This window comes from Kribbella sp. NPDC049584 (assembly GCF_040675555.1).
Lineage (GTDB): Bacteria > Actinomycetota > Actinomycetes > Propionibacteriales > Kribbellaceae > Kribbella.
Genome location: NZ_JBFAPF010000011.1, coordinates 308,969 through 335,938 on the forward strand (window position 1 = coordinate 308,969; position 26,970 = coordinate 335,938).

General features: G+C 68.0%; 28 protein-coding genes. 14 read left to right on the forward strand and 14 right to left on the reverse strand.

Annotated elements, in window-relative coordinates:
• Positions 1-5: 5 nt before the first annotated feature.
• Both AB0J62_RS32375 and AB0J62_RS32380 read left to right on the forward strand, forming a co-directional pair.
• Complete coding sequence (locus AB0J62_RS32375; protein WP_363879152.1) at positions 6-488, forward strand: (2Fe-2S)-binding protein; 483 nt, start codon at positions 6-8, stop codon at positions 486-488.
• Positions 481-1,593 carry an XdhC/CoxI family protein gene (locus tag AB0J62_RS32380; protein ID WP_363879156.1) on the forward strand — a complete coding sequence of 371 codons (1,113 nt, stop codon included), beginning with the start codon at positions 481-483 and terminating at the stop codon, positions 1,591-1,593. Before AB0J62_RS32375 ends, AB0J62_RS32380 begins: the two co-directional genes overlap by 8 nt.
• On the opposite strand, the gene AB0J62_RS32385 is transcribed toward AB0J62_RS32380, so the two are convergent.
• From AB0J62_RS32385 to rarD, 5 genes are all read right to left on the reverse strand, one after another.
• Positions 1,552-2,943: a cytochrome b N-terminal domain-containing protein gene (locus AB0J62_RS32385; RefSeq protein WP_363879159.1), complete on the reverse strand. Its 1,392-nt coding sequence runs from the start codon at positions 2,941-2,943 to the stop codon at positions 1,552-1,554. The genes AB0J62_RS32380 and AB0J62_RS32385 overlap by 42 nt on opposite strands.
• A gap of 78 nt (positions 2,944-3,021) precedes the next feature.
• Positions 3,022-4,536: a phospholipase D-like domain-containing protein gene (locus tag AB0J62_RS32390; RefSeq protein WP_363879162.1), complete on the reverse strand. Its 1,515-nt coding sequence runs from the start codon at positions 4,534-4,536 to the stop codon at positions 3,022-3,024.
• Between the two features lie 20 nt (positions 4,537-4,556).
• Complete coding sequence (locus AB0J62_RS32395) at positions 4,557-5,018, reverse strand: cupin domain-containing protein (protein ID WP_363879165.1); 462 nt, start codon at positions 5,016-5,018, stop codon at positions 4,557-4,559.
• Between the two features lie 90 nt (positions 5,019-5,108).
• The gene (locus AB0J62_RS32400; protein ID WP_363879168.1) at positions 5,109-5,591 is read right to left on the reverse strand and encodes an Rrf2 family transcriptional regulator; all 483 of its coding nucleotides are present in this window, start codon (positions 5,589-5,591) and stop codon (positions 5,109-5,111) included.
• A 55-nt stretch (positions 5,592-5,646) separates the two neighbouring features.
• Positions 5,647-6,564, reverse strand: coding sequence for an EamA family transporter RarD (gene rarD, locus AB0J62_RS32405; protein WP_363879171.1), 918 nt, complete (start codon positions 6,562-6,564; stop codon positions 5,647-5,649).
• Positions 6,565-6,711: 147 nt separating this feature from the next.
• Here rarD and AB0J62_RS32410 point away from each other — a divergent pair, with 147 nt between their 5' ends.
• The gene (locus tag AB0J62_RS32410; protein ID WP_363879174.1) at positions 6,712-7,464 is read left to right on the forward strand and encodes a TIM barrel protein; all 753 of its coding nucleotides are present in this window, start codon (positions 6,712-6,714) and stop codon (positions 7,462-7,464) included.
• Positions 7,465-7,606: 142 nt separating this feature from the next.
• Positions 7,607-7,735, forward strand: coding sequence for a hypothetical protein (locus AB0J62_RS32415; RefSeq protein WP_363879177.1), 129 nt, complete (start codon positions 7,607-7,609; stop codon positions 7,733-7,735).
• On the opposite strand, the gene AB0J62_RS32420 is transcribed toward AB0J62_RS32415, so the two are convergent.
• From AB0J62_RS32420 to AB0J62_RS32435, 4 genes are read right to left on the reverse strand one after another with little or no spacing between them, the layout of a single operon-like run.
• Complete coding sequence (locus tag AB0J62_RS32420) at positions 7,732-8,289, reverse strand: DUF402 domain-containing protein (protein WP_363879180.1); 558 nt, start codon at positions 8,287-8,289, stop codon at positions 7,732-7,734. The two genes, AB0J62_RS32415 and AB0J62_RS32420, sit on opposite strands and share 4 nt — an antisense overlap.
• Positions 8,286-9,533: a DUF445 domain-containing protein gene (locus AB0J62_RS32425; protein ID WP_363879183.1), complete on the reverse strand. Its 1,248-nt coding sequence runs from the start codon at positions 9,531-9,533 to the stop codon at positions 8,286-8,288. Before AB0J62_RS32425 ends, AB0J62_RS32420 begins: the two co-directional genes overlap by 4 nt.
• Positions 9,534-9,568: 35 nt before the next feature.
• The gene (locus AB0J62_RS32430) at positions 9,569-10,765 is read right to left on the reverse strand and encodes an MFS transporter (protein WP_363879186.1); all 1,197 of its coding nucleotides are present in this window, start codon (positions 10,763-10,765) and stop codon (positions 9,569-9,571) included.
• Positions 10,766-10,773: 8 nt separating this feature from the next.
• Positions 10,774-11,754, reverse strand: a complete 981-nt coding sequence (locus AB0J62_RS32435) for a hypothetical protein (RefSeq protein ID WP_363879189.1) — start codon at positions 11,752-11,754, stop codon at positions 10,774-10,776.
• A 166-nt stretch (positions 11,755-11,920) separates the two neighbouring features.
• On the opposite strand from AB0J62_RS32435, the gene AB0J62_RS32440 reads away from it, so the two are divergent.
• The 6 genes from AB0J62_RS32440 to AB0J62_RS32465 all read left to right on the forward strand — a co-directional run bounded on the left by AB0J62_RS32440 (position 11,921) and on the right by AB0J62_RS32465 (position 16,409).
• Complete coding sequence (locus AB0J62_RS32440) at positions 11,921-12,505, forward strand: TetR/AcrR family transcriptional regulator (RefSeq protein WP_363879192.1); 585 nt, start codon at positions 11,921-11,923, stop codon at positions 12,503-12,505.
• Complete coding sequence (locus tag AB0J62_RS32445) at positions 12,489-14,120, forward strand: nitrilase-related carbon-nitrogen hydrolase (protein WP_363879195.1); 1,632 nt, start codon at positions 12,489-12,491, stop codon at positions 14,118-14,120. Before AB0J62_RS32440 ends, AB0J62_RS32445 begins: the two co-directional genes overlap by 17 nt.
• Entirely contained in the window at positions 14,008-15,030 is a 1,023-nt protein-coding gene (locus AB0J62_RS32450) for an alpha-hydroxy-acid oxidizing protein (protein WP_363879198.1), read from the forward strand. The genes AB0J62_RS32445 and AB0J62_RS32450 overlap by 113 nt, the downstream gene beginning before the upstream one ends.
• Entirely contained in the window at positions 15,027-15,671 is a 645-nt protein-coding gene (locus AB0J62_RS32455) for an HAD family hydrolase (RefSeq protein ID WP_363879201.1), read from the forward strand. The genes AB0J62_RS32450 and AB0J62_RS32455 overlap by 4 nt, the downstream gene beginning before the upstream one ends.
• Before the next feature lie 148 nt (positions 15,672-15,819).
• A complete protein-coding gene (locus AB0J62_RS32460; protein ID WP_363879204.1) occupies positions 15,820-16,095 on the forward strand; it encodes a hypothetical protein in 276 nt (91 codons plus the stop codon).
• Positions 16,092-16,409: a hypothetical protein gene (locus AB0J62_RS32465; protein ID WP_363879207.1), complete on the forward strand. Its 318-nt coding sequence runs from the start codon at positions 16,092-16,094 to the stop codon at positions 16,407-16,409. Before AB0J62_RS32460 ends, AB0J62_RS32465 begins: the two co-directional genes overlap by 4 nt.
• 68 nt (positions 16,410-16,477) lie before the next feature.
• Here the strand turns inward: AB0J62_RS32465 and AB0J62_RS32470 are convergent, their stop codons facing one another.
• Both AB0J62_RS32470 and AB0J62_RS32475 read right to left on the reverse strand, forming a co-directional pair.
• Positions 16,478-17,557 carry a 2-oxoacid:ferredoxin oxidoreductase subunit beta gene (locus AB0J62_RS32470; RefSeq protein ID WP_363879210.1) on the reverse strand — a complete coding sequence of 360 codons (1,080 nt, stop codon included), beginning with the start codon at positions 17,555-17,557 and terminating at the stop codon, positions 16,478-16,480.
• Complete coding sequence (locus AB0J62_RS32475) at positions 17,554-19,572, reverse strand: 2-oxoacid:acceptor oxidoreductase subunit alpha (RefSeq protein WP_363879213.1); 2,019 nt, start codon at positions 19,570-19,572, stop codon at positions 17,554-17,556. Before AB0J62_RS32475 ends, AB0J62_RS32470 begins: the two co-directional genes overlap by 4 nt.
• 269 nt (positions 19,573-19,841) lie before the next feature.
• Here AB0J62_RS32475 and AB0J62_RS32480 point away from each other — a divergent pair, with 269 nt between their 5' ends.
• Together AB0J62_RS32480 and AB0J62_RS32485 are read left to right on the forward strand one after the other, a co-directional pair.
• Positions 19,842-20,663, forward strand: coding sequence for a hypothetical protein (locus tag AB0J62_RS32480; protein ID WP_363879216.1), 822 nt, complete (start codon positions 19,842-19,844; stop codon positions 20,661-20,663).
• A gap of 9 nt (positions 20,664-20,672) precedes the next feature.
• On the forward strand, positions 20,673-21,029 hold the full coding sequence (locus AB0J62_RS32485; protein WP_134109498.1) for an NADH-quinone oxidoreductase subunit A: 357 nt from the start codon (positions 20,673-20,675) through the stop codon (positions 21,027-21,029).
• Here AB0J62_RS32485 and AB0J62_RS32490 read toward each other — a convergent pair.
• Positions 21,026-21,925 (reverse strand): ornithine cyclodeaminase family protein, encoded by a 900-nt coding sequence (locus AB0J62_RS32490; RefSeq protein WP_363879220.1) that lies wholly within the window; start codon positions 21,923-21,925, stop codon positions 21,026-21,028. The two genes, AB0J62_RS32485 and AB0J62_RS32490, sit on opposite strands and share 4 nt — an antisense overlap.
• A 22-nt stretch (positions 21,926-21,947) precedes the next feature.
• On the opposite strand from AB0J62_RS32490, the gene AB0J62_RS32495 reads away from it, so the two are divergent.
• Positions 21,948-22,973 (forward strand): dipeptidase, encoded by a 1,026-nt coding sequence (locus AB0J62_RS32495; RefSeq protein WP_363879223.1) that lies wholly within the window; start codon positions 21,948-21,950, stop codon positions 22,971-22,973.
• A gap of 180 nt (positions 22,974-23,153) precedes the next feature.
• A complete protein-coding gene (locus tag AB0J62_RS32500; RefSeq protein WP_363879226.1) occupies positions 23,154-23,369 on the forward strand; it encodes a hypothetical protein in 216 nt (71 codons plus the stop codon).
• A gap of 18 nt (positions 23,370-23,387) precedes the next feature.
• Here the strand turns inward: AB0J62_RS32500 and AB0J62_RS32505 are convergent, their stop codons facing one another.
• Together AB0J62_RS32505 and AB0J62_RS32510 are read right to left on the reverse strand one after the other, a co-directional pair.
• Positions 23,388-26,306 carry an AAA family ATPase gene (locus AB0J62_RS32505; RefSeq protein WP_363879229.1) on the reverse strand — a complete coding sequence of 973 codons (2,919 nt, stop codon included), beginning with the start codon at positions 26,304-26,306 and terminating at the stop codon, positions 23,388-23,390.
• 131 nt (positions 26,307-26,437) lie between these two features.
• Positions 26,438-26,608, reverse strand: coding sequence for a hypothetical protein (locus tag AB0J62_RS32510; protein WP_363879232.1), 171 nt, complete (start codon positions 26,606-26,608; stop codon positions 26,438-26,440).
• Positions 26,609-26,970 lie beyond the last annotated feature (362 nt).

The window sequence follows — 26,970 nt, forward strand, 5'->3', positions numbered from 1 at the left end:
AATCCATGCCAACGCACACGTTCAAGCTCAACGGCAAGCAGATCAGCGTCGACGCCGAGGACAACGTCCGGCTGCTGTGGGTGCTGCGCGACCTGCTCGGCGTCACCGGCCCGAAGTACGGCTGCGCGCTCGAGGTCTGCAAGTCGTGCACCTCGCACATCAACGGCAAGGCGTTCAACCCGTGCTCGGTCCAGGTCAAGGACATCGAGCCGACCGACGAAGTCACCACGATCGAAGGGCTGCCGGCGACCGTCGGCAAGGACCTGCACCCGATGCAGGAGGCCTGGCTGAAGTACGACGTGGCGCAGTGCGGGTACTGCCAGCCCGGTCAGATCATGGCCGCGGTCGCGAAGGTCAAGCAGGCCCGGAAGGAGGGCCGCGACATCACCGACGCCGATCTCGACGAACTGCGCAACATCTGCCGCTGTGGCACGTACTCCCGGATTCGCGAGGCGGTCAAGGCGGGCGCGGAGGACATGGGTGCGTGACGTCCTGCCCCAGGTGCGCCGCTGGTACGCCGAGGGCGACCGGTTCGCGCTCGCGACGGTGATCGACACGTTCCGATCGGCGCCTCGGCAGCCGGGCGCCGCGATGGCCGTGTCCGGCGCCGGCGTGGCGGTGGGCAGTGTCTCCGGCGGCTGCGTCGAGTCGGACGTCTACGCGGTGGCGCAGGAAGTCATCCGGACGGGCCGGCCCGAGGTACGCAGGTACGGCGTGTCCGACGACGACGTCTTCGCGATCGGTCTGACGTGTGGCGGTGTGGTCGAGGTTCTGGTCGAGCCCGTCGACGCGGTGACGTTCGCAGACTTCGGGGCGGTGACCGACGCGGTCGGCTCGGGGCGACCGGTAGCGGTCGCGACCGTCGTCACGCCGGGAGAAAGCCTGGGCCGGCGCATCGTCGTCGAGGCGGACTCGGTCAGCGGCAGCCTGGGCGATCCTGGCCTGGACGCGGCCGTGACCGAGGACGCGGTGGCCATGCTCGACATTGGCACGACCGCGATCCGCGAGTACGGCGCTCAGGGTGAATGCCGGCGTGCGGACGTCGCGGTGTTCGTGCAGGCGCTCGCGCCACCGCCACGGATGTTCGTGTTCGGTGCGATCGACTTCGCGGCCGCGGTCGCCCGGGTCGGCAAGTTCCTCGGGTACCACGTGACCGTGTGCGATGCCCGCGGCGTGTTCGCGACGCGGCTGCGGTTCCCCGACGCGGACGAGGTCGTGGTCGATTGGCCGCACCGGTTCCTCGCCGGTCAGCTCGACGCGATCGACAGCCGTACGGCGATCTGTGTGCTGACGCATGATCCGAAGTTCGACGTACCGCTGCTGGAGCTGGCTTTGCGCACGGACGCCGGCTACATCGGCGCGATGGGCTCGCGGCGTACCCACGAGGACCGACTGTCCCGGTTGCGGGCGGCGGGTCTGACCGAGGACGAGTTGGCCCGGCTGTTGTCGCCGACCGGTCTCGATCTCGGCGCGCGAACTCCCGAGGAAACGGCGATCTCGATCGCCGCCGAGATCATCGCGAAGCGCAGTGCCGCGAGCGCCCGGCCGCTGTCAACGACCACCGGTCGCATCCACGCGGCTGCCCTCCGATGACGTGAGTTGAGGTTTGGCCGGGCCGTGCTCTTCGACGTACCCGCCGCTGGGAAGCCGGAGGATCCGGCCGGTTTCGATGCCGTGCGCCGCGACCTCGGCATCGTGCAACTGCAGGCCGAGGCAGAGGCGGCGGGTGATGCTGAAGGCGATCGGTGGGCCGAGGATCAGTAGTGCCTGGAACAGGTGGATCAGGGCGTTCACCGAGAGGTGGAACTGGACGGCCATCGTGTCCGCGCCGGCCGCGGCCCAGAGGGTGCCGTAGAAGACGATTCCGGCCACGCCGATGCCGGTGCGGATCGGGTTGCTGCGCGGGCGTTCGAGGAGGTTGTGCTCCCGCCGGTCGCGGGTCACTCGCTCCTCGATGAACGGGTAGATGCCGACGAGCGCAAGGAACAGCGTGCAGATCGCCACCGGGAGCAGGATGGCGAAGCTGATGGTCCTGCCCCACCAGACGGCCTCCCACCCGGGTGCCAGTCGGAGCGCACCGTCGAGGAAGGCGAGGTACCACGCCGGACCGACTCCGGCCGAGGTGTTGGCCGGATCGGCAGGACCGAACAGCCAGACAGGGTTGATGGTGGCCAGCGCAGCCATCAGGGTCACTACTCCGACCACGAAGGCGAACAGGCCCGCGCCCTTGACCACGGCGACAGCCGCCGGCCTTCCGACCACGTTGTCCTCGGTACGCCCGGGGCCCGCGAACTGCGCGGGCTTGTTCTTCAGCGCGAGGACTCCGCTGACGACGAAGAGCACAACCAGTAGTGCAGGTAGGACGATGATGTGCAGCGGGTAGAACCGTGCGATCACATCGCCCGGGAAGTCCCCTCCGAACAGCAGCGCCGACAGTTGCGTCCCCACGAACGGAGTCGCCTGCAGCACGCCGTCCAGTACGGCGAGACTCGTGCCGGACGCCATGTCGTCCGGGAGCGAGGTACCGGTGAGGCACGCGCCCAGCGTGATGATCAGCAGCCCGAAAACGACCAGCCAGTTCAGCCGCCGCGGCCGGCGGAACGCCGCGGTGAAGAACAGCCGCAGCAGGTGCAGCAGGATCGCTGCCACCATGATCAGTGCGCCCCAGTGGTGCATCTGACGGATCAGCAGGCCGCCACGCATCTCGAAGCTGATCTTCATCGTCGAGTCCAGGGCCTGCGACATCTGTACGCCGTGCAGCGGTGCGTAGGGACCGTCGTACACAACGTGTTGGGCCGACGGCTGGTACGGAACCATCAGCACAAGGCCGGTCAGCGTCACCACAACGAAGCTGTAGAAGGCGATCTGGCCGAACAGCAGCGACCAGTGATCAGGGAACACTCTCGCGCGCAGATTGCGCACATTGTTCAAGGGACCCGGCACGATTCGGCCCTCCTCGGTCATACATACGACCCCGCAGCGACCGAGATTGTGACGTCGAGTGTCAGACCTCACACCGTGCTAGAAGGTGTTCCGGCGGCGGGCTGCGCGGGGGCGGCCGTCGGGATCGTAGAGGTGGTCGGCGAGCCAGCCGGCCCACAGCGACTCGAACCGGCCGAGGGGCTGCGGGTGGTGGGCGCGGATCCGTCCGCCGGGCCGTGGCCCACGGCAGCCCTCGGCGTACCATCCGTCGAGAGCCGCGGCCGTGGCCTGCCACTGCTTGAAACCGGAGCGCGGGTCGAGGTCGGGCGAAGCGGCGCCGAGGTGCTCGGACCAGAGCTGGCGCCGCAGCGAGCCGGCGAGTTCAGGTGAGTCGATCGCACACGTCAGTTCGCTGTCGTTGGTCCACGACCGGCGGTTGAAGTTGTCCGATCCGCAGGTCATCCAGGCATCGTCGACGATGCACACCTTCGCGTGGACATAGATCGGTACGCCGTTCTCGTTCTCCAGGTCGTAGACGGCGACCCGGTCGGAGTCCAGCCGGCGAAGCGCCTCCAGCTGGGCAAGCCGTGCGGGTGGCCCGCTGATGCGGCCGTCCTGGTCCGGGTACCGCGGGACGACCGCGATGATGTGCAGGTCCGGCGAGCGTTCCAGTGCTGCGTGCAGGCCCTCGGTCACCGCCGCCGACCAAAGGTACTGGTCCTCGATGTAGATCAGCCGCTGTGCCCGGCCGAACGCCTTCAGGTACGCGCGCGCGATGCTGTATTCACCGCGTGGAGCGAACGGGAACCCGGGGTGCTTGTGCGCGTACGTCCGCAGCACCTGGACGGCATGCGGCCCGGCCGGCGGCGGATCCGGGAACGCCTCCGGCAAGTCGCCAGGGTGCCGCGGCATCCGGGCCAGCCGCTGCACCGCCATCCGGTACGGCGTCCGCCGGTCGAGCGGATGCGGATCGTCCCAGCGCTCGACGAAGGTACGCAGCAGATCCCCGACCACCGGCCCGCGGATCTCGAGGGTCAGGTCGTGCCAGGGCGCCCGGTCGCCGTACCGCGGATCCATCGGCGCGGTCTGCGGGTCACCCAGGTGGCGTTCGTCGTCGCGCCGGCCGTGGCACAGGTCGATACCGCCGACGAACGCGAGGTCGGCGGCCGGATCGTCGCGATGCCGGATCACGAAGAGCTTCTGGTGGTGCGACGCGAGCCGGCGTACCCGTTGGTCCAGCAGCACCTCACCGCCGGCCTCGTTGAGCTCGGTGCCGAGATGCTGGTTCTCCTGGGCGTTGAAGCTGAGGTGGTCGGAGTGCGAGCGCCAGAGCAGCGCACGGACCTCCACTCCGGAACCAGCGAGATCGCAGAGTACTTCACCGATCGTCGGACCGTCGTCGTACAGCCTCTCGTCGGGATCGCCGCGCCAGTCGGTGAAGTAGACGCGATCGCCGGGCTGCAGCTTGCACAACTCGTCGTACAGACGCCGGAAGTACGTCGCCCCGTGGACCAGCGGCCGGACGAGGTTCCCTTCGGACCAGGCACCGTCCGAGTCGATGTCTGTCCCCGGGTTTCCACGTTCGACCGCCGTCAGGAACCAGTCATGCGCCATGGTTCCCTGTGCCCATCAGCTCAGGACTGACGCGTCTGCCAGGCTGCGCTCTCGACGTAGTGGTTGTCGTAGAGGTCGCTGGTCTTGGCGACCTCGTCCCAGTCCGTGTCGCCGCGGTAGGCGCCTTCGAGCAGGCGGTAGTAGCCGAAGCGGGGCTTGGCCTGGGTGAGGACGAAGAGGACCTCGGCCGGCTCGTCGCCGGCGGCCTCGAACGCGTGCGGGGTGTTCGGCGGGACGAGCAGGAAGTCGCCCGGGTTGAGGACGGTCAGGTTGTCGCCGGTGAGAACACGGAGCGAGCCCCCCAGCACGAAGAACAGTTCGGCGGCCTCGTGGTGCAGGTGCGGGGGAGCGCCTTCCTTGCCCGGCTGGAAGATCGAACGGTGGCTGGTCAGGTGGCCGCTGGTGTCGGGCACGTCGGCCAGCAGCGTGACACCGCTCGCGGACAGGACTTCGGCTTCGGTGGCGCGGATCAGAACAGTCATCACAGTTTCTCCTTTTAGTTGCTGAGGGCAAGTGTGGTTGCGGATATTTGACATCCAGAATTAGCTTCTGTGGAAGAGCGGCGGAAGACGTCAGGATTTGAGATTCGCGAACCGGTTCCGGGTGTTGTCGGGAGCGGCCGGGGTCCGGCGGACGACCTCGTCGGCGATGTCCGCGATCGACCTGCTCGCCAGCTCGCGGCGATAGGTCAGCTCGGCGCCGCGCATGGCCTGCGAGATCACGCAGGTCTTGGTGTAATCGGCCCGCGTATCGGCGCCGGGGCCCTCCTTGAGGATCTCCGTGCAGCGGAACGCGTCGTCCGGCCCGTCGATCGCGACGACGATGTCGAGCAGGCTGATATTGCGGGGGTCGCGGGCCAGCTGGAAGCCGCCCTTCGGACCCGAGACCGAGGTGAGGATACCGGCCCGGGTCAGCGCCTGGAGCTGCTTGTTCAGGTACGCCGTGGGCAGGTTGTAGAACGCCGCGAGCCGCTTGGCAGTGACCGCCTCACCGGCCGCCCAGCTGAGATTCACACAGCTGTGCATCGCCCACTCGACGCCCTCGTTCATCTTCATAACCTGGATACTAAATGTCCTGAATAGACGCGGTCAAGCAGGTTCGGGGTACGCGTCAGGCGGCGGAGGCGGTAAGTGCGGCGCGTTCGAGGGCGAGGGTGCGGCGGCGGGTGTGCATGCTGTCGAAGGTGAACAGGGCCAGCGCTACCCAGACCAGGGCGAAGCCCGCCCAGCGCATCGGTGTCATCTGTTCGTGGAAGATCAGCAGGCCGCAGATGAACTGCATGATCGGGGCGATGTAGTTCAGCAATCCGAGGGTCGTCATCGAGACGCGGGTGGCCGCGGCGCCGAAGAGCAGCAGGGGTACGGCGGTGATCGGGCCGGTCAGCAGGACGAGGACGAGGTACGCCGTGCCGTGGTGCGTGACCGTCGCGTGGCCTTGCAGCCCGAGGACGACGATCGCCGCGAGCGCCAGCGGAGCGACCGTGCCGGACTCGACAGCCATGCCCTCGATCGCCCCGGCGCCGGCCTGCTTCTTCGCCAAGCCGTAGCACCCGAACGAAAGCGTCAGGATGATCGCCACCCACGGCGGCTTCCCGTTCTCGATCGCAAGCCCGAGGACGGCCACGAAGGCGATCCCCAGCGCGGTCCACTGCATCGGCCGGAGCCGTTCCTTCAGGACGAAGACGCCGAGCAGGACGGTGAACAGCGGGGTGATGAAGTAGCCGAGCGAGGTCTCGACGACATGCCCGTGGCCGACGGCCCAGATGTAGGTGCCCCAGTTCACTGAGATCAAGAACGCCGCGGCGATCAACGGCCAGCGGCGCCGTGGTTCCGTGAGTAACGCCTTCACCCGGCCGAACTTCCGCAGTACGGCGACCAGGATCGCGATCGTGATCAGCGACCAGAGGATCCGGTGAGCGAGCAGCTCCACCGCGCCGGAGTGGTCGAGAAGTTTCCAGTACAGCGGGAAGAGTCCCCAGATCAGGTAGGCGGTGAACCCGTAGGTGAATCCTCTTCGCTGTTCCGGCACGGCGTCAGCGTAAGCCCGGCCGACAGCCGCATCCAACTACTTTGCTCATGACGTGAGACAGCGAACGGCAGTCCAGCGGGTGACGCGGGGCGTGAGTGGCCTGGTGTGATGCGGTTGGATAGGAGGAGTGGACACCAGGAGGCGCGCGTGGGTGTGAGGACCGGTCTGGTCTCGGTGACGTTTCGGCAGCTGCCGGTCGACCAGGTGGTGGAGGTAGCGGCGAAGTCCGGACTCGCGGCGATCGAGTGGGGCGGTGACGTGCATGTCCCGCTCGGCAACCTCGTCAACGCCAAGCGGGTGCGGAACCTGACCGAGGTCCACGGCCTGCAGGTCGCGGCGTACGGCTCCTATCTCCGGGCCGGCAACGTGGACCGGGAGGAGATGCGCTCCGCGGTCGCCACCGCCGAGGCGCTCGGCGCACCCCTGATCCGGGTCTGGGCCGGCAACGTCGGCACGGCGGAAGCGGGCGTCGGCGACCGGATGGCCGTGACGCGCGGACTGGGCGAACTGGCCGACATGGCCGCCGGCGCGGGCATCGAGATCGCGATGGAGTTCCACCGGAACACGCTCACCGACGAGGTCGACTCGACGATCACGCTGTTGCTCGACGTCGGCGCTCCCAACCTCAAGACGTACTGGCAGCCGCCCGTCGATCTGGACGACGCCCAGTGCCTCCAGCAACTGGAGGCACTGATGCCGTGGCTGAGCACGGTCCACGTCTTCTCGTGGTGGCCGTCCAACAACCGGCTGCCCCTCGCGGCCCGCGAGTCCCTCTGGCGCCCGGTCCTGGACCGCCTCGCCGCCGAACCCCGCGAGATCAACGCCCTCCTCGAGTTCGTCGCCGACGACTCCCCAGAACAATTCTCCAAGGACGCCGCCGACCTCCACAGCTGGGTCTAAACCGGCTCGTACAAAGCGATGGCGAGCCTGCCGCCGATCGGCTTGCCGGCGTTGACGTAGAAGCCGACCGTCTTCGGCTCGGTCTGCGGGGCACTTGTACGGCCGCTCCGCTCGCCTCATCGGTGTCCACTCGCTCTGCACGATGGCGAAGGAAGCCCGCAACCACGACTTCGGCGGCATCTTCGGCCCCGGTTACCCCGACCACAACGACCACACCCACGTAGACATCCGTATGACGAACTCGTGGAGTGCACCCAACTGCGGCATCTAATCCAGAGGGCGGTCTCCGAAGTCGGTGAGCGGCGGCAGGCCCAGGTCTATCGACTCCGCCAACCGATCCCAGCCGACCCGGCCGAAGGGTTCTACGGCTGCGACGAAGTGATGTTCCAGCGTGTGGGCAGCGTTTTCGGCTGCCTTGCGTTCGGCGTCGGTGATGAGGCCGGCTGCGTGGGCGGCGGCGAGCTCGTCCCAGTCTTCGGTGCCGATGGTGCCGTCGGCTCGGCGGAACGGGTCGAGCTCGAGGTCCTCGAACGTCCACTCCGATCCCACGAGGGCCGGCGGGGTGCTCACGTCGACGTGCAGGAGTCCGCTCCGGCGGAAGTACGCGAACCACCAGCCGTCGTGCGGCGCAAGGTGGACCGAATGTTCACCAGGCTCACCTGGACCGAGCTGGGCGACCTCGCAGGTCTCGCCGTTGTTGCCGCGATACAAGGAGTGTGCCGGCGTGTAGAACCACGTGCCGAAGGCGTCTGTCTCCAGTTGGTATGTCGGCCAGAGCCCCGATCCCGAAGGCCGTTTGCGTTTGCGGATGTACGTCGGCTTCACAGCAGCTGGCTCAGGGTGTGGATGAGGAGGCCGACGAGCGCGCCGACCACGGTGCCGTTGATGCGGATGAACTGGAGGTCGCGTCCGACGTGGAGCTCGATCCGCGCCGACGCCTCGCGGCCGTCCCAGCGTTCGATCGTGTCGGAGATGACGGACACGATCTCGGCGCCGTACGTGCGTACGACGTACCCGACGGCTTCGACGGCGCGGGCGTCGACGCGGGTGCGAAGCGCTTCGTCGTCCTGGAGCCGGCCGCCCAGATCACGGATCGCCTTGACCGCGCGCGTCCGCAGCGTGCTGTCGGGGTCGTTGATCGAGTCGATCAGCGCCGTACGCATCGCGTCCCAGACCGCAGTCAGGCTCGAGGCCATGTCGGGATGTGTCAGCATCCGCGTCTTCCACGCCTCGAAGCGTTCCATCGTCTCGGGGTCGTGCTGCAGATCGTCGGCCAACTGCGCGAGCAGCCGGTCGACAGCCCGTCGCGCCGGATGCGCTTGGTTGTCGCGTACGTCGGCCAGCCACGCCAGCGCCTCGCGGTGGATCCGGTCGATCACCAGCCGGTCCACCCACTGCGGCGACCAGCGCGGCGCCCGCGGACCGACCACGTCCGCGACCAGCTCCCGGTTGCCCGCCAGCCAGTCGTACGCCTCGACCATCAGCAGGTCGAACAGCGCGTGATGCGCGCCGTCCTCGACCACGGACTGGACGAAATGGCCCGCGATCGGGCTCAACGGTTCCTTCACGAACCGCGGCAGCAACGTCCCCCGCACGAACGCCGACACATCCTCGTCGCCGATGTGCGGCAGCGCCGCCCCGATCGTCCGCGCACCTTCCGCCACGATCCGCTCGGCATGGGTGCCGTCCGCGAGCCATTCACCGACCCGGCGGCTCACCTGCGCCGTACGCATCTTCTCCGCGACGACTTCCTCGGACAGGAAGTTCTCGGTGACGAACTGCTCCAGGCTCTCGGCCAGGCTGTCCTTGCGGGTCGGCACGATCGCGGTGTGCGGAATCGGCAGGCCGAGCGGGTGCCGGAACAGCGCGGTGACCGCGAACCAGTCCGCCAGCGCACCCACCATCGCCGCCTCGGACGCCGCGTTGAGGTAAGCCCAGCCGCCGCTGAGGTGCAGCGTCGCCACGTAGATCACCGCCGCGAGCAGCAGCAGCGCCAACGCCACCGACCGCATCCGCCGCAGCCCACGCCGCCGTACCTGATCGGCCGCGCTCAGGGTCATCGTCGCCATACCCCGATTCAACCAAGTGGGCGGTGACCAGCAGGTCAGGCAAGCACCTGATTTGTCCCTCGACGTTCCATCAGACCGGAAATCAGTGCGAGCAGCAGGCCCGCGACAGCGAGTGCGGCACCCAGTCGGCTCGGCCACTCGTAGCCGTAGCTGGCCGCGAGTACGACGCCGCCGAGCCAGGCGCCGAGTGCGTTGGCGATGTTCAACGTGGAGTGGTTGAGCGACGCGGCCAGTGACTGGCCCTCGTGCGCGACGTCCATCAGGCGGGTCTGCAGCGCCGGTACGAGGATGCTCGCCGAGCACCCCATCGCGAACACCGCGATCAGCGCGCCGGGCCGCGTCTGCGCTAGCCAGCCGAACGTTCCGAGTACGACGGCCACCGCGGCCAGTCCGCCGTACACACTGCCCATCAGGGAGCGGTCCGCGAGCCGACCGCCCACGACAGTCCCGACCGTCATGCCGACGCCGTACACGGCCAGCACGATCGTCACCGCGGCCTCGGAGAAGCCGGCCAGCTCCGTCATCGTCGGGGTGATGTAGGAGTACGTCGCGAACATGCCGCCGAAGCCGACCATGCCGACCAGTAGGGCCATCCACACCTGCGGCCGCGTGAGGGCGCTGAGTTCGCTGCGGACGTTCACGTCGCTGCCGATCGGTTGAGCCGGCACCCATAGCCACACTGCAACTAGTGTCAACGTCCCCAGTACGCCGACCGCGAGGAACGGCACCTGCCATCCGAGCCGCTGGCCCAGCAATGTCGTCAGCGGTACGCCGATGATGTTCGCGACCGGGAGGCCGACCATCGTCATCGACACCGCCCGTGCACGTCGCTCGGGCGCCACCATCGAAGCGCCGACGACCGCGCCGATCCCGAAGAACGCTCCGTGCGGTAGGCCGGACAGGAACCTCGCCGCCATCAGGAACTCGTAGCTCGAGGCAACCGCCGACAGCACGTTGCCGATCACGAACACCGCGACCAGGCCGAGCAGCAACCGCTTCCGGCCGGTCCGCGCACCGAACGCCGCGATCAACGGAGCGCCGACCACGACACCCAGCGCGTACGCCGAGATGACATGGCCCGCCGTCGGGATCGAGATGTGTACGCCGTCCGCGATCTGCGGCAGCAGCCCCATCGTGACGAACTCGGTGGTCCCGATCGCGAAACCACCGGTCGCCAGCGCGAACAACGCCAGGCTGACGTGCCGCGTAGTACTGCGTGTGTCAGGAGTCACCGAACTTGTCACACGTGATTGTCGCAGAGATCAGCAGAGCCACCGCCAAGAGGGTGAAGATCGCGTTCCCGATCAGGTCGGTACTGCGCGGGGCGTCGAAGACCGGCGTCTCCGGGAATGCGTGCCACGCGTAGGTGAGCAGCGCGCCGCCGGCGGCGGCCAACGTGTGCAGCCGGGTCCAGCCGGTCCGCCGGGACCAGGTGACGATGACGACGACCGTGAGTACCTCGACCGCCAGCAGCAGGACCGCCTCGAGCCAGCCGTTCTTGATCTGGTCGTTGACGACCATCCAGCCGGAACCGAGCACCAGAGCGGTCACGCCGACGATCCACGCCGACGGAACGCTTCCCGTCGTACGGCGGTTTGCCCCGGCGGCCGATCCACACCGCCAAGGCGACCAGGACGACGATCGCGATGCCGACTCCGATGTCCTGGCCGGTCGACGCGCGGAACGAGTCCTTCGTGTAGCCGAACGCGGTGGTCGCGACGATGCCGGCGAGGAAGAGCATGCCGTACACCCACAGGCCGAGCTTGCCGAGCCACGGCTCGCGGGGGTGGCGGGAGACCGACTCCATCAAGACGATCGGGACGGTGATGCTCCACACCGTATGCAGGCCGAGGACGAACACGGTCCACGGCGCGCCCATGCCCAGCGCGGAGATGTGGCCGGGGTCGAGCAGGCGCAGGTCGGCGTAGTTCGGGTTGAACAGCGACTGGGTGGTGATGCCTTCCTCGATCACGCCGTACGCGAGGGCGAGGACGATCACGCTGGGGTAGCCCCAACCGCGCCGGCGGACGAGTTCGCGGATCAGGACCGCGCCGCCGCCGTACAGCGGCGCCAGCGTCAGGATCGCGTAGAACGCGCTGATCGGGATGTTCCCGAGCAGGAACTCCGCGACCAGGGGCGACAAGAAGAACAGGCCGAGGGCGGGCAGGCTTCGCTTCACGCCGCTGTGCTGGGGCGCGGTCACCGCGTTCGTGTTCGTCATGCCCACAACTCTTGTGGTGGCGGGGCGATCGGGTGGATGCGATCCGTCCGGATCCTGTGCTGACGGACGTCCGGACCTTGGGCTGACGGATGTCATGGCCTTTCAGGGTTCGGTCAGGGTAATTCTGCCTATACGGCGTATAGGGAATGTGTATTTAATGGTCGTCATGAGCGACGTGACGACGAAGGACCGCATCACCGCCGCGGCGACGTACCTGCTGACCGAGCACGGCGCGGCCGGGGTGTCGATGCGGAAGGTGGCGGCCGCGGTGGGGATTACGCCGATGGCGATCTACCAGTACTTCCCGGATCGGGAGACGCTGCTGAACGCGATCGCGGACGCGGCGTTCGTCGAGCTGGTCCGCCGGTGGGAGTCGGCGGAGCGCCCTTCGCAGGCGGACGAATTACTGCGGGAGATGCTGATCGACCACGTCGACTTCGCGCTCGAGCATCCCCGGCTCTACGACTACATGTTCACCGAGCGCCGCGACCAGGCGCGCAAGTTCCCCGCGGACTTCCGCGCCCGCAAGTCACCCACGCTCAACCTCGTCGCCGACGCGATCACCGCCGGCGTCGAGCAGGAGCTCTTCCGCGCCGACACAGACATCTGGGAAACCAGCCTGATGTTCGCCGCCCTGCTCCACGGCCTGATTCAACTCCACCACGGCGACCGCATCGGCATGCCGGAACCAGCCTTCCGAGCCCTCTGCCAACGCCTGGGCGAAAGGATGATCAATGAACTACGTGTCTAGATGGGTTGCGGTGACGGCGGCTCTCGCGACCGGTGTGCTGTTGTACTTCGGGTCCGGCTTGCATGCCGTGCCGGGGCTTATCTGGCTTGCGCCTGTTCCGGTGTTTCTGGTGGCGGGTCGGGTTCGGGCTTGGGCTGCGGGAGTGGCGGCTTTCGGGGGGTGGGTTCTGGGGCTTTCGAATCTTGTGGGTTATCTGTTGAGTGATCTCGGGTTGCCGGTGGTTGCCTTGGTGTTTCTGGTGGCGTTGGGGGGTGTGTTTGCTGGGACCGTGTTGTTTTTCAGGGGACTCGTGGTGCGGGGGCATCCCGTCGTGGCGGCCTTTGCGGCGCCGGCTTTGTGGGCTGCGCTTGATTACGCGATTGCGAGTGTCTCGCCGCATGGTGCGTTCACGAGCCTGGCGTACACCCAGGTTGAAGTTGCCCCGGTCAACCAGATCGTGTCGTTGACCGGGCCGTGGGGGCTGAGCTTTCTGCTGTTGTTCCCGGCCGCGGTGATTGCCTCGCGCAAGCTCGTGCTGGTCGGCGTGCTCGCGATCGTTGCCGCTAGCACCTGTGTGTACGGCGTGGTGCGGCTGCATGGCACACCGCAGAGCGAGCCGGTGAAGATCGCCGTACTCTCCGCACAAGGAGCAGACAACGCGGGCTGGCCGAACGCTGCCGGACCACAGATCGTCGACCGCTACCGGCCGCTGATCACCGACGCCGCCCGAGCCGGCGCGAAGATCGTCCTACTGCCGGAGAAGATCGTCGACGTCCGCACCGCCGACCTCCCGAAGCTCTCGCAGCAGTTCCAAACGCTTGCTGCGAGCAACAATATCGAGCTGGTCGTCGGGTTCACGGTGCTCGGCGACGGGGACCACAACCGCGCTCTGATGTTCCACCCCGACGGCGCCGCGCCCACGTCGTACGACAAACACCACCTGATCCCGGGCATCGAGCCGTACACGCCGGGCGACCGGCTGGCGACGTACGACACCTGGGGGCTGATGATCTGCAAGGACCTGGACTTCCCGGCGCTGGCTCGGCAGTACGGCGAGCTCGACACGTCGCTCCTGCTCGTCCCTGCGCTCGACTTCGTCGACGACGGCTGGCTGCACAGCCGGATGGCCCTCCTGCGCGGTATCGAGAACGGCATCCCGATCGCCCGCGCCGGCAGCCAGGGCCGCCTGACCCTGTCCGACGCCAACGGCCGTATCGTCGCCGAAACCACCGCCCCAGCGAACGCACCGGCCCTCCTGGTCGGCGACCTCCGACCGGGTCGCGATCACACTCTCTACACCGCCTGGGGTGACTGGTTCGCCTGGCTGTGCGGTCTGGTGGCGCTAGCCGGGCTGCTGTTGTTGAGGTCCCGCGGCGGGCGTGAAAACATCCGGCATGGCCAACTTCGGGGACTACCAGCTGCAGATCTACCTGCAGGGGATGTTGCAGGGGACGAAGCCGGAGATCACGACCGACCTGGCCCGGCTGGAGTCACAGGCGGCCGGGAAGCTCCCGCTGGAGGCGATGGGATACATCGTGCCGAGCGCGGGCGGCGGAGCGACCGCGCGGGCCAACCAGGTGGCGTTCGACCGCTGGCGGCTGGCGCCCCGGATGCTCCGCGGCAGCACCGAACGTGACCTGTCCTGCACCATCCTCGGTACGGCGATGCCTGCTCCGGTCCTGGTCGCACCGATCGGAGTCCAGACCCTCGCGCACCCCGACGGCGAACTGGCCACGGCACGGGCCGCCGACACTCTCGGTCTGACGTACACGCACTCGACCCAGGCGAGCCACGCGATCGAGCAGATCGAGGCGAGCAACAAGTGGTTCCAGCTGTACTACCCCACCGACCGCGACGTCTGCCTCAGCTTCCTGCAGCGCGCCAAGGCTGCCGGGTACGGCGTACTCGTCGTCACGCTGGACACCGGGACGATCGGGTGGCGGCCGGCCGATCTGGATCGCGGGTTCCTCCCGTTCCTGAAGGGGGAGGGGCTCGCGAACTACTTCAGCGACCCTGTCTTCCAGTCCAAGCTGGCCAAGCCGATCGAGGAGGATCCCGGCTCGGCGGTGATGCTCTGGGCGCAGATCTTCCCGAACGTCGGGCTGGCCTGGGACGACCTGTCGTTCCTGCGCGACAACTGGGACGGACCGATCGTCCTGAAGGGCATCACCGCGGTCGAGGACGCCAAACTCGCGGCCGAGCACGGCGTCGACGGCATCGTCGTCTCGAACCACGGCGGCCGCCAGGTCGACGGCGCGGTCGCATCGCTGGATGCGCTGCCCGCGATCGCGGATGCGGTCGGCGAGCAACTGACAGTCCTGTTCGACTCCGGCGTACGCACAGGTTCCGACGCGGCGAAGGCGCTCGCACTCGGTGCCAAGGCGGTCCTGCTGGGCCGGCCGTTGCTGTACGGCCTCGCCCTGGCCGGGCAGGCCGGCGTCGAGCATGTACTGCGGTGCTTCCTGGCCGAGCTCGATCTGACGCTGGCGTTGTCCGGGTATGCCAACCACCGCGAGCTCAATCGCGACTCGGTGGTCCGCGCGTGAAGGCAGTCATCTTCGACCTCGACAACACGCTGTTCGACCACACCGGCTCAGCCGAACGGTCGCTGCGCAGCTGGGTAACCGCTCTCGGGCTCACGCCGACGGACGAGCTGGTGGCGCAATGGTTCGTGATCGAGGACGAGCAGTACCCGCGCTGGCTGTCCGGGGAGCTCACCCATCAGGGCCAGCGCCGCGCCCGGCTCCGCGCGTTCCTCCCGCTGCTCGATCGCCCGGTCCCGGCGACGGAGGCCGGGTTGGACGAGGTGTTCGAGGGCTACCTGACGCAGTACCGGAACAACTGGATCGCCTTCCCGGACGCGCGTCCCGCACTGGAAGTTGCTCGGGGCAACGGTTTGCGGATCGGCGTGCTCACCAACGGGAACACCGTGCAGCAGAACGCCAAGGTCGCCGCGATCGGACTCGCCGACCTGATCGACGTGGTCTGCACCTCGGAGGCGCTCGGTTTCAGCAAACCCGCCCCGGAGGCCTACCTGCGCACCTGCGAGGCGTTGGGAGCCGATCCGTCGGACGTCCTGATGATCGGCGACAACCTCGAACTGGACGTGCTCGGCGCACAGGCAGCCGGCCTGTCCGCGAGGCACCTGGACCGCACGATAGGGACGAAGCTGCTCGACCTGATGTAGTCCCTGCGATAGAGACCCGACCCTCTGAAGCGATCATTACAGGAGGTCGTGCGAGCCTTCCTTGATCGTTCGTACGTCGATGTCGGATGAACTGACAGTCCCCGGCGGTTATGTATTGCAGAACAGGGTTTTGTAGTACATTATCGAGATGGCGATCACGTGGGCACCGAGCGCAGACAAGCACGGCATCGACCGTGAGGACGCGCTCCACGCGATCATGAATGCGTACTACGTGGAGCATGAATTCGATGAGCCGCGGCCGCCGGCAACCGTCCGGCCGACACTGTTCATCGGGCCACCCAGGCAGCTGGGTGGGGCGCTCTTGGAGGTTATGGTCGAGATCAGTCCGCCTCGGGATCTTCATGTCTTTCATGTGATGGTTGCACGGGGCAAGCACCTCGAGCGGATGGAGGAGGGCAGATGAGCGAGAAGGACTACGACGCGGCTGCGGAGTGGGCAGAGCACGACATGAAGCTCCCCGAGCAGTCGAAATCCGCTCTTCGGGGCGACGCGGCAGCCGCCTTCGGCAAGGATCTGATCGAGCGGTCCCGGGGCGGCAGGCCGTCGATCGATCCGGACGCCGGGCCGGGCGAGGCGTCGCCGGTTCGGCAGGTTCGCTTGCCGCGTGCCGTCGACCACGACCTGGTCGCCTTCGCCGAGCAGAACCATCGCAACCTCAGCGAAGTGATGCGTGAGGCCATCGTCGAATACCTGACCGCCCATCGGCAGGCCAGCTAGCCCAGGGCGATGCCAAAAGGCCAAGGGGATCCCGAGTCCGATTCGCCGTCGAGATCCCCTCGAGGCTGTTAGTTGATCGTCCAGGTGTCGGCGCCGGTCACGAGCGCCTGCAGGTCGCCGGTGCCCTGGGTCTCCTGAGCGGTGGTGATCTGCTGACGGACCAGGTCGTCGTACGCCGGGCGCTCGACCGACCGGAACACGCCGATCGGGGCCCGGTGCAGCACGCCCGCGTCGGTCAGCCGCGACAGCGCGAACGCGTACGCCGGGTCCTCCGTGTGCGCGTCGTGGACGACGAGATCGGCCTCGCCGCCGGGCAGCTCCGAGACCTCCCGGACAGCGAGGGACGCGAACCCGTCGCGCACCACGCCGAGATGTCCGTCCGTGCCGAAGCGTATCGGCTCGCCGTGGACGAGCGGGATGATCGCGTCGTCGCGGGTCTCCGGGTCCTTGAACGCCTCGAACGCGTTGTCGTTGAAGATCGGGCAGTTCTGGTAGATCTCGACGAACGCCGTACCGCGGTGCTCGGCGGCGGCCCGCAGTACCGAGGTCAGGTGCTTGCGGTCGGAGTCGACCGTCCGGGCCACGAACGTCGCCTCCGCGCCGAGCGCCAGCGAGACCGGGTTGAACGGGTTGTCGACCGAACCCATCGGCGTCGACTTCGTCACCTTGCCGGGCTCCGACGTCGGCGAGTACTGACCCTTGGTCAGGCCGTAGATCCGGTTGTTGAACAGCAGGATCTTCAGGTTCACGTTGCGCCGCAGCGTGTGGATCAGGTGGTTGCCGCCGATCGACAGCGCGTCGCCGTCACCGGTGACCACCCACACGCTCAGGTCCGGCCGTGCCACCGCGAGCCCGGTCGCGATCGCCGGCGCCCGCCCGTGGATCGAGTGCATGCCGTACGTCGACAGGTAGTACGGGAACCGCGACGAGCAGCCGATCCCGGAGACCATCGCGACGTTCTCACGCTTGATCCCCAGCTCGGGCAGGAACCCCTGGAAGGCCGCGAGTACGGCGTAGTCACCGCAGCCGGGGCACCAGCGGACCTCCTGGTCCGACACGTATTCCTTGCGGTTCTGCGGCTCGGTCGCGGCCGGTACGCCGCGCAGGCCGCCGGGCAGACTCGGCAGGCCGAGGTCGACCGTGCTCATCGTGCTCCCTCCGGGTGGTGCAGTTGGCCGTTCGTTTGGCCGTTCGTTTGGCCGTTGGTGCGGCCGTTCGGCTGGGTGTGCAGCGCCTCGCCGTGGGTCAGGCTGGCCGCGGCCTCGCCCATGTGCCGGGCGTCGTCGTCGATGCCCTCGGTCTCCTCGACCAGGTTGCCGATCACCTCGGCCAGCTCCGCCGCGCCGAGCGGCATACCGCGGACCTGCGCGTAGGAGACGACGTCGACCAGGTACTTCGCCCGCAGCAGCATCGCGAGTTGGCCCAGGTTCATCTCCGGGACCAAAACCTTGTCGTAGCTGCGCAGGACGTCGCCGAGGTTCTCCGGGAACGGGTTCAGGTGCCGCAGGTGCGCATGCGCGATCTTGCCGCCGACCGTGCGGACCCGGCGTACACCGGCGCCGATCGGGCCGTACGTCGAACCCCAGCCGAGCACCAGCACCTTCGCCGTACCGTCGGGGTCGTCGACCTCGATCGGCGGGACGTCGACGCCGTCCACCTTGGCCTGACGGGTGCGGATCATCAGGTCGTGGTTGGCCGGGTCGTAGGAGATGTTGCCGGTCTTGTCCTCCTTCTCCAGACCACCGATCCGGTGGTCCAGGCCCGCCGTACCCGGGACGGCCCAGGCACGGGCCAGGGTCTCCGGGTCGCGCAGGTAGGGGAGGTAGGTCGGCTCACCCTTGTCGTTGGTCGCGTTCGGCTCGAGGGTGAAGTTCGGGTCGATCGCCGGTAGGTCCGCGACCACCGGGATCTGCCACGGCTCGGAACCGTTGGCCAGGTAGCCGTCGGACAGCACGATCACCGGCGTGCGGTAGGTGATCGCGATCCGGGCCGCCTCGACCGCGATCGCGAAGCAGTCCGCGGGGGACTGGGCCGCGAGGACGGGCAGCGGCGCCTCGCCGTTACGGCCGAACATCACCTGCAGCAGGTCGGCCTGCTCGGTCTTGGTCGGCATACCGGTCGAGGGGCCGGCGCGCTGGATGTCGCAGATGACCAGCGGCAGCTCGAGCATCACGCCGAGGCCGATCGTCTCGGACTTCAGGCTGATCCCCGGGCCGGACGACGTGGTCACGCCGAGCGCACCGCCGAACGACGCACCGAGGGCCGCGCCGATACCGGCGATCTCGTCCTCGGCCTGGACCGTGGTGACGTTGAACCGCTTGAGCTTCGACAACTCGTGCAGTACGTCGGACGCCGGGGTGATCGGGTACGCACCGAGGACCAGCGGCAGCCCGGCCCGCTGGGCACCTGCCACCAGGCCGTATGCCAGCGCGAGGTTCCCGGAGATGTTCCGGTAGGTCCCGGTGGCCATGCTGGCCGGCTTCACCTCGTACCGGACCGAGAACTCCTCGGCGGTCTCGCCGAAGTTGTAGCCCGCGCGGAAGGCCGCGATGTTCGCGTCGCGGATGTCCGGCTTGCCGGCGAACTTCGTCTCGAGGAACGTGATCGTCGACTCGACCGGCCGCTGGAACAACCAGGACACCAGACCGAGCGCGTACATGTTCTTCGCCCGGGACGCGTCCTTGCGGCTCAGCCCGAACTCCTTGACCGACTCCACCGTCATACCGGTCAGGTTGAGCGGGATCACGTGGTACGCGTCGAGCTCGCCGGTCTCCAGCGGGTTCTCGTCGTACCCGATCCGCTTCAGGTTGCGGGCGGTGAAGTCCGCGGTGTCGACGATCAGCGTCGCGCCGCGGGGGACGTCCTTGAGGTTCGCCTTCAGGGCCGCCGGGTTCATCGCGATCAGCACGTCGGGCGCGTCGCCCGGCGTGAGGATGTCGTGGTCGGCGAAGTGGAGCTGGAAGGACGACACACCTGGCAGGGTTCCGGCTGGTGCGCGGATCTCGGCTGGGAAGTTGGGCAACGTCGACAGGTCATTGCCGAACGATGCCGTCTCCGCTGTGAACCTGTCCCCCGTGAGCTGCATCCCGTCACCGGAATCGCCTGCGAAGCGGATCACCACGCGGTCGAGCTGCTTGACCTCGATGGTCACTGTTCTTTTCATCTCCAAGTCGAAGCTTGGGTCGTCCGGCCGCCTCGTGGGCAACAGGCCGATCCCCCCGTCAGGGCGATAACCCCAATATTAGTTCGCCCTTAGAACAGAACCATGCGGAAGCCCCGGTGGTCCACAGCCTGGGACGCGGTGTTAACGGGTCGTTGGGTCAGGTAGAGGCGAAATCCTCCAGTGTCACACTCCGCAGCGACTCGCTTGCGATCCGAAGTGAGAACCGGCAGGGTGTCGTCATCAAGCTGTGACTTCGAGGAGTTGTCTTCATGCGTCGTGTGCTGGCGGGACTGCTGACGTTGCTGGTCGCGGGGTGCGCGGCGCCGATCGCCCCGGCGGACGGCGCACTCAGTCTCGGCAGTACTGCGTCCGCGGCGTCGGCGGCTTCAGGGGCTTCAGGGGCTTCTGCGGCAGCGACGCGGAGCGCGAAGATCGCGAGCATCCGGACGACGGACGCGACCAAGGGCGTGATCACGGTGGTCGGGACGTTGACCCCGGCGCCCGCGGCCGGCACGCGGATCCCGCTGCATCAGTGGATCCCGTCGTTGAAGCGGTGGCAGGAGGTCGCGCACGGGTACTCGTCCGGCACTAGCGTGACGATCACCACGGTGCAGCCGGGGTCGATCCGGACGTACCGGATCGCGGTGGGCGCGCAGGCGCCGTACGCCGCGGCGGTCTCGCCGATGATCAGCTTCAAGCACTACGTGTGGCGCGGGATGTTCAAGAAGGGGCTGGTCGCTGCGGGCGGGGCGGGTCAGCCGCAGTTCACCGTCGTACCGCCGAACGAAGGGCCGCGCAGGGCCGAGGCCGATCTGCTGGCGAACCAGGGCGGGTATGTCTGGGGCGAGGTGGACTCGACCGGGTGCCGCTACGTGCGGAACTGGCTCGGCAACCTGACCGACGGGCTGGTGCGGGTCTCGCTGCACAACGGGACGACGGCGATCACGTCGATCCGGATGCAGCAGGAGACCGAGACCTGGCTGAACCACGACATCTCCGGTGTGACTCGGCTCCGGCTGCAGGTCACGGACATCCGGTCCGGGTACGGGCCGTACGTTTCGATCGACTCACTGCTGCTCTGCACGAACTAAGCTGCTCCTGTGTCGGACAGCTATGGCGTCGTCGCCGCGGTGGTCGCGCTCGGCCTGGTCGGGCTGATCGGCGCGTTCGCGCTGAACAAGGCGCTCACCGTCACGTATCCGACCGAGGGCAAGCTCAAGACCTACGAGTCCGGCGTAGACCCGGTCGGCGAAGGCTGGGCCCAGGTCCACATCAGGTACTACCTGTTCGCCTACCTCTACGTGATCTTCGCCGTAGACGCGATCTACCTCTTCCCGTGGGCCACCATCTTCACAACCCTCGGCTACGCCACCCTGATCGAAATGTTCATCTTCCTGGCCTTCGTAGCCGTCGGCCTCCTCTACGCCTACCGCAAGGGCGTCCTCCGCTGGACCTAGGCGCGGGCGAGGGCGGCTGCGATTGCCCAGTCTTGGGGGCCTAGGCCTACGGATTTGAAGACTGTGCGGCCTTGCGGGGTGGGTGGGTTGGAGAGCGCGGGGCCGAGTTCTACGAGGTCTGTTTCTCGGAGGGCGCCGGCCTTGATGGCGTCGATTACTTCGCCGGATTCCTCGAGGGCGGCTTCGCGTTGGTCGACGAGGACCGTCGAGGCGGTGGCGAGGAGGTTGCGGGGGAGTTCTCGCATGGTGGGGCGGAAGGCGCCGATGGCGTTGACGTGGACGGTCGCGGGGAGAGCGTCGGCGTTGAAGAGCGGGGTTGCCGAGGAGGTGGCGCAGCAGATGATGTCGGTGTCGGCGATCGCCTCGTCGATGTTGGTGCCAGGGGTGAACTTCGCCTCGGGGAATTCGGTCGCCAGTTGGTCTGCGAGCGTGGCGGCCCGGTCCGCCGATCGGCCAGTGATGGTGACCTGAGTGATGGGCCGTACGGCGAGCACGGCGCGGATCTGGTCTGCGGCCTGGGCGCCGGTTCCGATCAGCGTGAGGCGGGTGGCATCGGCGTGAGCCAGCAGGTCGGTCGCGACACCGACGACGGCGCCGGTGCGCAAGGTGGTGATCGAGCCGCCGTCGGCGACGAGCTGTTCGCCGTTGCCGGTCCAGATCACGGTCGCGCGGATCGCCGGGACCTGGTCGAGCGCGATCCCGATCTTCTTCACCACCGCGGTCCCGGTCGGCGTGTGGTACGCCGACATCACGAGCACCGCCCCGTCGCCGAAGATCTGCCGCGGCGGCAGCACGAAGTGCCCCGCCGCCAGCTCGCGGAACGCGTCCCGCACCGCGTCGACCGCCGTACTCATCGGCACCAGCCGGCGAACGTCCTCAGCAGAAAGCACCTTCACCCGGCGAGCATATTCTGGGGCGATGGATCTGCACCGCGATGCGATCGTCGCTGACGGACACAACGACCTGCTGATGCTGGTGGCGCGGCGCCCGAAGGAGGTCTGGTCGGCGTACTTCCGGGAGCGCTGGATACCGCAGCTGCGCGAGGGCGGGATCGACGTACAGGTGCTGCCGGTGTTCATCGACTCGGAGTTCCTGCCCGAAGGCGCGCTCCGCGAGACCCTGCGGATGATCGAGGCCGCCCACCGGATCGCGGAGGCGAACTCCGACGAGGTCGCTCTTTGTACGGCGCCTGGTGAGATCGAGAGCGCGACCGCCGCGGGCAAGATCGCTCTGGTGCTCGCGCTCGAGGGCTGCCCGCAGATCGACACCGACGTCGAGCTCCTGCAGACGCTGCACCGGCTCGGCGTACGGATGGCCTCGTTCACCCACTTCGGTCGTAGCGCGCTGGGTGACGGCTCCGGCGAGGACGCGACCGGCGGCCGGTTGACGCATGCCGGCGTCGAGGCGGTCGGGTTGCTCGAGGAGCTCGGCGTACTGATCGATGTCTCGCACGTCGGCCGCGCCGGGGTCGAGCACATCCTCGAACTGGCGACCAAGCCCGTCGTCGCGTCGCACTCGAGCGCGTTCGCGCTGCGCGACCACCACCGCAACCTGACCGACGAGCAGCTCCGCGGGATCGCCGCGACCGGCGGTGTGGTTTGCGTGAACTTCTTCGCCGGCTTCCTCACCACCGCCGAGAAACCGACCGTCGACCACCTGGCCGACCACATCCTGCACATCCTCGATATCGCCGGCGAGGACCACGTCGGCCTGGGCAGCGACTTCGTCGCAGAGGTCTTCGGCGAGAAGATCCCCGCCTGCGACCGCCCCGTGATCATCCAGGGCCTGGACGCCGAGCTGTACGTCCCAGGCCTCGAGGGTCCCGCAGGCATGCCGCTCGTCACCGATGCCCTCGTACGCCGGGGTCTGCCCGAATCAACCATCCGCAAGGTCCTCGGCGAGAACCTCGTCCACCTCCTGGACCGCTCGACGCATGGTGACTGAAAGTAGTTGCCGAATCCAACCTCAAGTCGTTGCCTGATCACCGTTTGTGATTGCGGTTGGCAACAAACGTGAGTTTCAAGCGGCTGGCTTAACAGTCTGCGTACGAACGGTCGCCAACCGGTGGGTTCAGGGCTATCGTGATTACACGGGGGAACGGGGCGAATACCGGATGGTGAGGCTATGTCGTGGCAACTGTGGGTAGTGATTGCACTCGCTGCGGCCGGGCTGGTGCTGTTGGCCGCGGCGCGAATGCGGCACGCCCGTAAAGTCTTCGACGACATCACCGATCTGAATCAGCCGGTTCGCCTCACGCCGCCGGTCACAGCCGACGACCTGGCCCGGGCTCGCGCGCGGCACGCGCGCCCCGAACCGGATCGCCACCGCAAACACGGCTAGGGCTGCGTTTCCCTCGCCCTAGTCGGCGTCGAGCAGACCGTCACGTCGAGCTACCGCCGCGGCCTCGGTCCGCGAGCGGACACCGAGCTTCGCCAGGATGTTCGACACGTGCACGCTGACGGTCTTCTCGCTGATGTAGAGCTCACGCGCCAGCTGCCGGTTGGTGCGTCCCTCCGCCAGCAACCGCAGTACTTCGGTCTCCCGCGACGTCAGCGCACTCGCGCCGGCGGTCTCGCCGCCACCGGTCTCGTTGATCAGCGGCGTCGCCCGCAGCTCACGACCGACCTCGGCGGCCAGCGCCGTCTGCTCGTTGGCCTCCGCGACCCGGCCCGCGGCCCGCAGCGCAGCCGACAGCCGGACCCGCGACCACGCCTGCTCGTGGACGTACCCGTACCCGAAGGCGTCCGTCGTCCGCTCCCAGGCTGCGACGAGGTCCTGCGGTGTCGGCGCGTCGACCCCGGCCAGCCACCGCAGCCGGTCCCACTCCGACTCCAGCCGGGCCAGCCACGCGAGTCCCTCGACGCCCATCAATCGCCCGGGCGGCAGCCCTTTCTCGGCCGTCGCCTGCCCGAGGGCAACCAGCTCAGCACCGCGCGACACCAACTCCGCGGCCGCCGACGGCTCGCCGACCGCACGGTGGCAGAGCAACTGCAGACCCAGGGCCGAGAACCGGATCTGCGCGAAGAACCACTCCGTCTGGAACACGTCGGCGCACAGCGCGGACACGTCGGCGATCAGCTTCTCCGCCTCGGCCGGCTGATCCAGCTGCAGGTACGCCTCGACAGCAGGCTGCAGCCCGATGAGCGGCAGCATGACGTCGAGATCCCACCAGTTCCGGGACCGCTCGAACTCCTCGGCGACCGAGGTGTCACCCCGCCCGCTCCGCACCGAGAACTCCACCGCCCGCAGCGCCGCGGCGGCCGCCGCAGGCGTCATCGAGTCGGTGCGGGCGGTCGCGGTTGCCTCGTCCCACTCGCCGAGCATGAACTGCGTCAACGCGAGCATCCGCCGAGCATCGAACCCGTACGCCGCCCATTGCCGCCCGAGCTCACCGGCCCGTTTCGCCGCGAACGACAGGGCAGCCTTCGCGTTCAGCAGGTCGCCCTGCTCGTAGTGCGTCGACCCGAGCAGGAACCGGCTGCGTACTTCGGCAGCAGGATCGCCGGTGAGCTGCGCCCGCACGGCAGCCTCCTCCAGCTGCTTGGCGGCCGTCTCCGGATCGCCGGCCCGTCGCCGGAGCTGAGCCAGCGTGATGCCTGCGTCGCTCGCCGCGGACTCCTGACCGGCCTCGCGGGCGATCTCGAGCGCCCGGTGCGCCCAGCGCTCGGCCTCCATCGGCCGGCCCAACGCGTCGGACACCCGCGCGTACAGCGAGGCGACCTGCGCCTTGAAGACGCTGGACGGCTCGTCCTGAACCAGTTTGAGCGCCTGCGAGATCGCCTCGCTCGCCTCCTTGTCCTGGTCGATGATCAGCGCGATATCGGCCAGCGGCAGAAGCAGCTCGGCGCGCTGCAACTTCGGTGCATCAGCCGGCAGGTCCGCCAGCGCCTTGCGGAGGAGTTTGAGCGCGCGCAGATGCTGTGAGGACAGCGTTGCGGCTGTCGCCGTGTCGACGATCAGCCAGGTCTTGTCGACCTTGCTCGTCGGCGCCGCGTTCGGGAAGAGCTCGAGGGCCATCTCGTAGTGCTTCAGCGCCTCCTGGGGCGCGGCGACCGACAGCGCCTCCTGGCCGGCCCGGACGCGCGCCTCGAACGCAGTGGCAAGATCGTGCGACCTCGTGGCGTGTCCGGCCAGTTCGGCCGCCGTACCGGCGACAGTCTTGTCTTCCAGGGCTTGCACGTATGCCGCGTGCTCGCGGACGCGCTCGCCCGGCAGGAGATCGTCGTACACCGCTTCGGCCAGGAGGGCGTGGCGGAAGTAGTAGCGATCGTTGGTCGGTACGTCGATGATGTGCGCGTCGATCAGCTCGCGGAGGGCGTCGTCGAGCTCGCGATCCGGCAGCTTGGCGACCGCGGTGAGTAGATCGTGCGGGACGCGGCGGCCGGCCACGGCGATCACGCGCGCGACCTGCCGGGCGTCGTCCGATACCGGGTCGAGGCGGACCAGGAGCAGGTCGGCGAGATCGGGAGGCACGGTGTCGCCGTCACCCATCGACGCCGCGGCGGCCAACTCCTCGGTGAAGAACGCGTTCCCGCCGGCCCGCTCGAGGATGCGACGCTCCTCGATCGGGGACAGAGGTTCGGTGAGGAGCGAGTTGAGCAAAGTGCGGGACTCGTCGGCGTCGAGCGGGGGCAGGTTGACCCGGCGTACCCGAGGGTTGCGGGACCACTCGGCGATCGGCCGGCGCAGCGGGTGGCGGCGGTGCAGGTCGTCGCTGCGATACGACACGACCAGCGCGAGGCGCTGCGAGGTCAGCCTCGTGATCAGGAAACCGATCAGGTCCCGGGTCGAGTCGTCGGCCCAGTGGGCGTCCTCGATGATCACCAGGATCGGCTCGCTGGTCGACAGTGCGGTGAACGCACCGAGCACGGCGTCGAACAGCGCGGCGCGGTCGAGCTGGCCCTCCTGCGGCGCGGGCTGGGCGCTGAGCAGACGGTGAGCGGGGAGCAGGCGGCTGATCGCCGGGAAGTTGGTCAGCACGCTCTCGACGAGGTCCGGGCGGTCGCCGGCCAGGCGGCCGAAGATCTCGGAGAACGGCTGGTACGGCAGGCCGGCGTCGCCGAAGTCGGTGCAGTGCCCGACCAGTACGCCGAAACCGCGCTCGTGCGCGCCGGTCGCCACCTCGTCGAGCATCCGGGTCTTGCCGACGCCGGCGTCACCGGACAGCAGTACGGCGCCGGCGCGACGCGTTTTGGCGTCGTCCACGGCGCTCAGCAGGGCAGCCATCTCGGTCGAGCGGCCGACGAGGGGTGTCGAATTCCAGGGCACGTTGTCCATCTTCGCTCCTGGAGCCGACACAAATCGACGGCATCCCGTCCGCTGAGCCCCGGTTCTGCTGTCGGCCGAGCTCTTGGCGGGAAAAAGAACGCCGTCCCTGATCGTCTGATCAGGGACGGCGGCTGGGGCGGTCATCGGGCCGTGGTGGGTCGGAGGGCACGGCGCGAGTGCCGCGGCTCGGACTGCGAGCTCTTCGCCGGGCGGTGCTTGCGGCTCACGGATCCGAAGTCACGCTTGGTCCGCTCCAACCGGTACGCCGTCTCCGCCTTGATCGTGTCTCGACTCAGTGGAGTGTTGAACATGGTTTCCCTCCCTTCAGGCTTTCCGGCCGAACAGCTGGCTGATGGTCCGGCGTGCCCCGGTGCTCCGGTGCTGCCGGAAGTCACGGCTGAGACGCTCCCTGCGGTAAGCAACCTCTGCCTTGACCGATTCGTTCGAGTACATGTCGTCCTCCGTCTTCGGTGTCAGCTCCTTGCTGACACCTGTAAATCTGCTCGCCTGAGGTAGCCCCGCACATCAGAACTCCTCCCTATCCGCAACCCGACCACTCCCTTAGCCGCCCGTAGGGAGTCCTAGAAGGGCCTGGAATGACGGCGGCGCGGCGATTCTCGTAGTACAGGTTGGCAGACGTCGCGCTGCTGTTGGTGAACCAGTAGATCGAGAC

Excerpts from the sequence above, each read along its gene's own strand:
- AB0J62_RS32480 (WP_363879216.1), top strand. The coding sequence starts at position 19,842 with ATGCGTCGTGTGCTGGCGGGACTGCTGACGTTGCTGGTCGCGGGGTGC.
- AB0J62_RS32375 (WP_363879152.1), top strand. The coding sequence starts at position 6 with ATGCCAACGCACACGTTCAAGCTCAACGGCAAGCAGATCAGCGTCGAC.
- AB0J62_RS32390 (WP_363879162.1), bottom strand. The coding sequence starts at position 4,536 with ATGGCGCATGACTGGTTCCTGACGGCGGTCGAACGTGGAAACCCGGGG.
- AB0J62_RS32450 (WP_363879198.1), top strand. The coding sequence starts at position 14,008 with ATGGGATACATCGTGCCGAGCGCGGGCGGCGGAGCGACCGCGCGGGCC.
- AB0J62_RS32435 (WP_363879189.1), bottom strand. The coding sequence starts at position 11,754 with ATGACGAACACGAACGCGGTGACCGCGCCCCAGCACAGCGGCGTGAAG.
- AB0J62_RS32460 (WP_363879204.1), top strand. The coding sequence starts at position 15,820 with ATGGCGATCACGTGGGCACCGAGCGCAGACAAGCACGGCATCGACCGT.
- AB0J62_RS32495 (WP_363879223.1), top strand. The coding sequence starts at position 21,948 with ATGGATCTGCACCGCGATGCGATCGTCGCTGACGGACACAACGACCTG.
- AB0J62_RS32400 (WP_363879168.1), bottom strand. The coding sequence starts at position 5,591 with ATGAAGATGAACGAGGGCGTCGAGTGGGCGATGCACAGCTGTGTGAAT.
- AB0J62_RS32470 (WP_363879210.1), bottom strand. The coding sequence starts at position 17,557 with ATGAGCACGGTCGACCTCGGCCTGCCGAGTCTGCCCGGCGGCCTGCGC.
- AB0J62_RS32465 (WP_363879207.1), top strand. The coding sequence starts at position 16,092 with ATGAGCGAGAAGGACTACGACGCGGCTGCGGAGTGGGCAGAGCACGAC.
- AB0J62_RS32415 (WP_363879177.1), top strand. The coding sequence starts at position 7,607 with ATGGCGAAGGAAGCCCGCAACCACGACTTCGGCGGCATCTTCGGCCCC.
- AB0J62_RS32440 (WP_363879192.1), top strand. The coding sequence starts at position 11,921 with ATGAGCGACGTGACGACGAAGGACCGCATCACCGCCGCGGCGACGTAC.
- AB0J62_RS32395 (WP_363879165.1), bottom strand. The coding sequence starts at position 5,018 with ATGACTGTTCTGATCCGCGCCACCGAAGCCGAAGTCCTGTCCGCGAGC.
- AB0J62_RS32425 (WP_363879183.1), bottom strand. The coding sequence starts at position 9,533 with ATGGCGACGATGACCCTGAGCGCGGCCGATCAGGTACGGCGGCGTGGG.
- AB0J62_RS32500 (WP_363879226.1), top strand. The coding sequence starts at position 23,154 with ATGTCGTGGCAACTGTGGGTAGTGATTGCACTCGCTGCGGCCGGGCTG.
- AB0J62_RS32510 (WP_363879232.1), bottom strand. The coding sequence starts at position 26,608 with ATGTTCAACACTCCACTGAGTCGAGACACGATCAAGGCGGAGACGGCG.
- AB0J62_RS32475 (WP_363879213.1), bottom strand. The coding sequence starts at position 19,572 with ATGAAAAGAACAGTGACCATCGAGGTCAAGCAGCTCGACCGCGTGGTG.
- AB0J62_RS32505 (WP_363879229.1), bottom strand. The coding sequence starts at position 26,306 with ATGGACAACGTGCCCTGGAATTCGACACCCCTCGTCGGCCGCTCGACC.
- AB0J62_RS32445 (WP_363879195.1), top strand. The coding sequence starts at position 12,489 with ATGAACTACGTGTCTAGATGGGTTGCGGTGACGGCGGCTCTCGCGACC.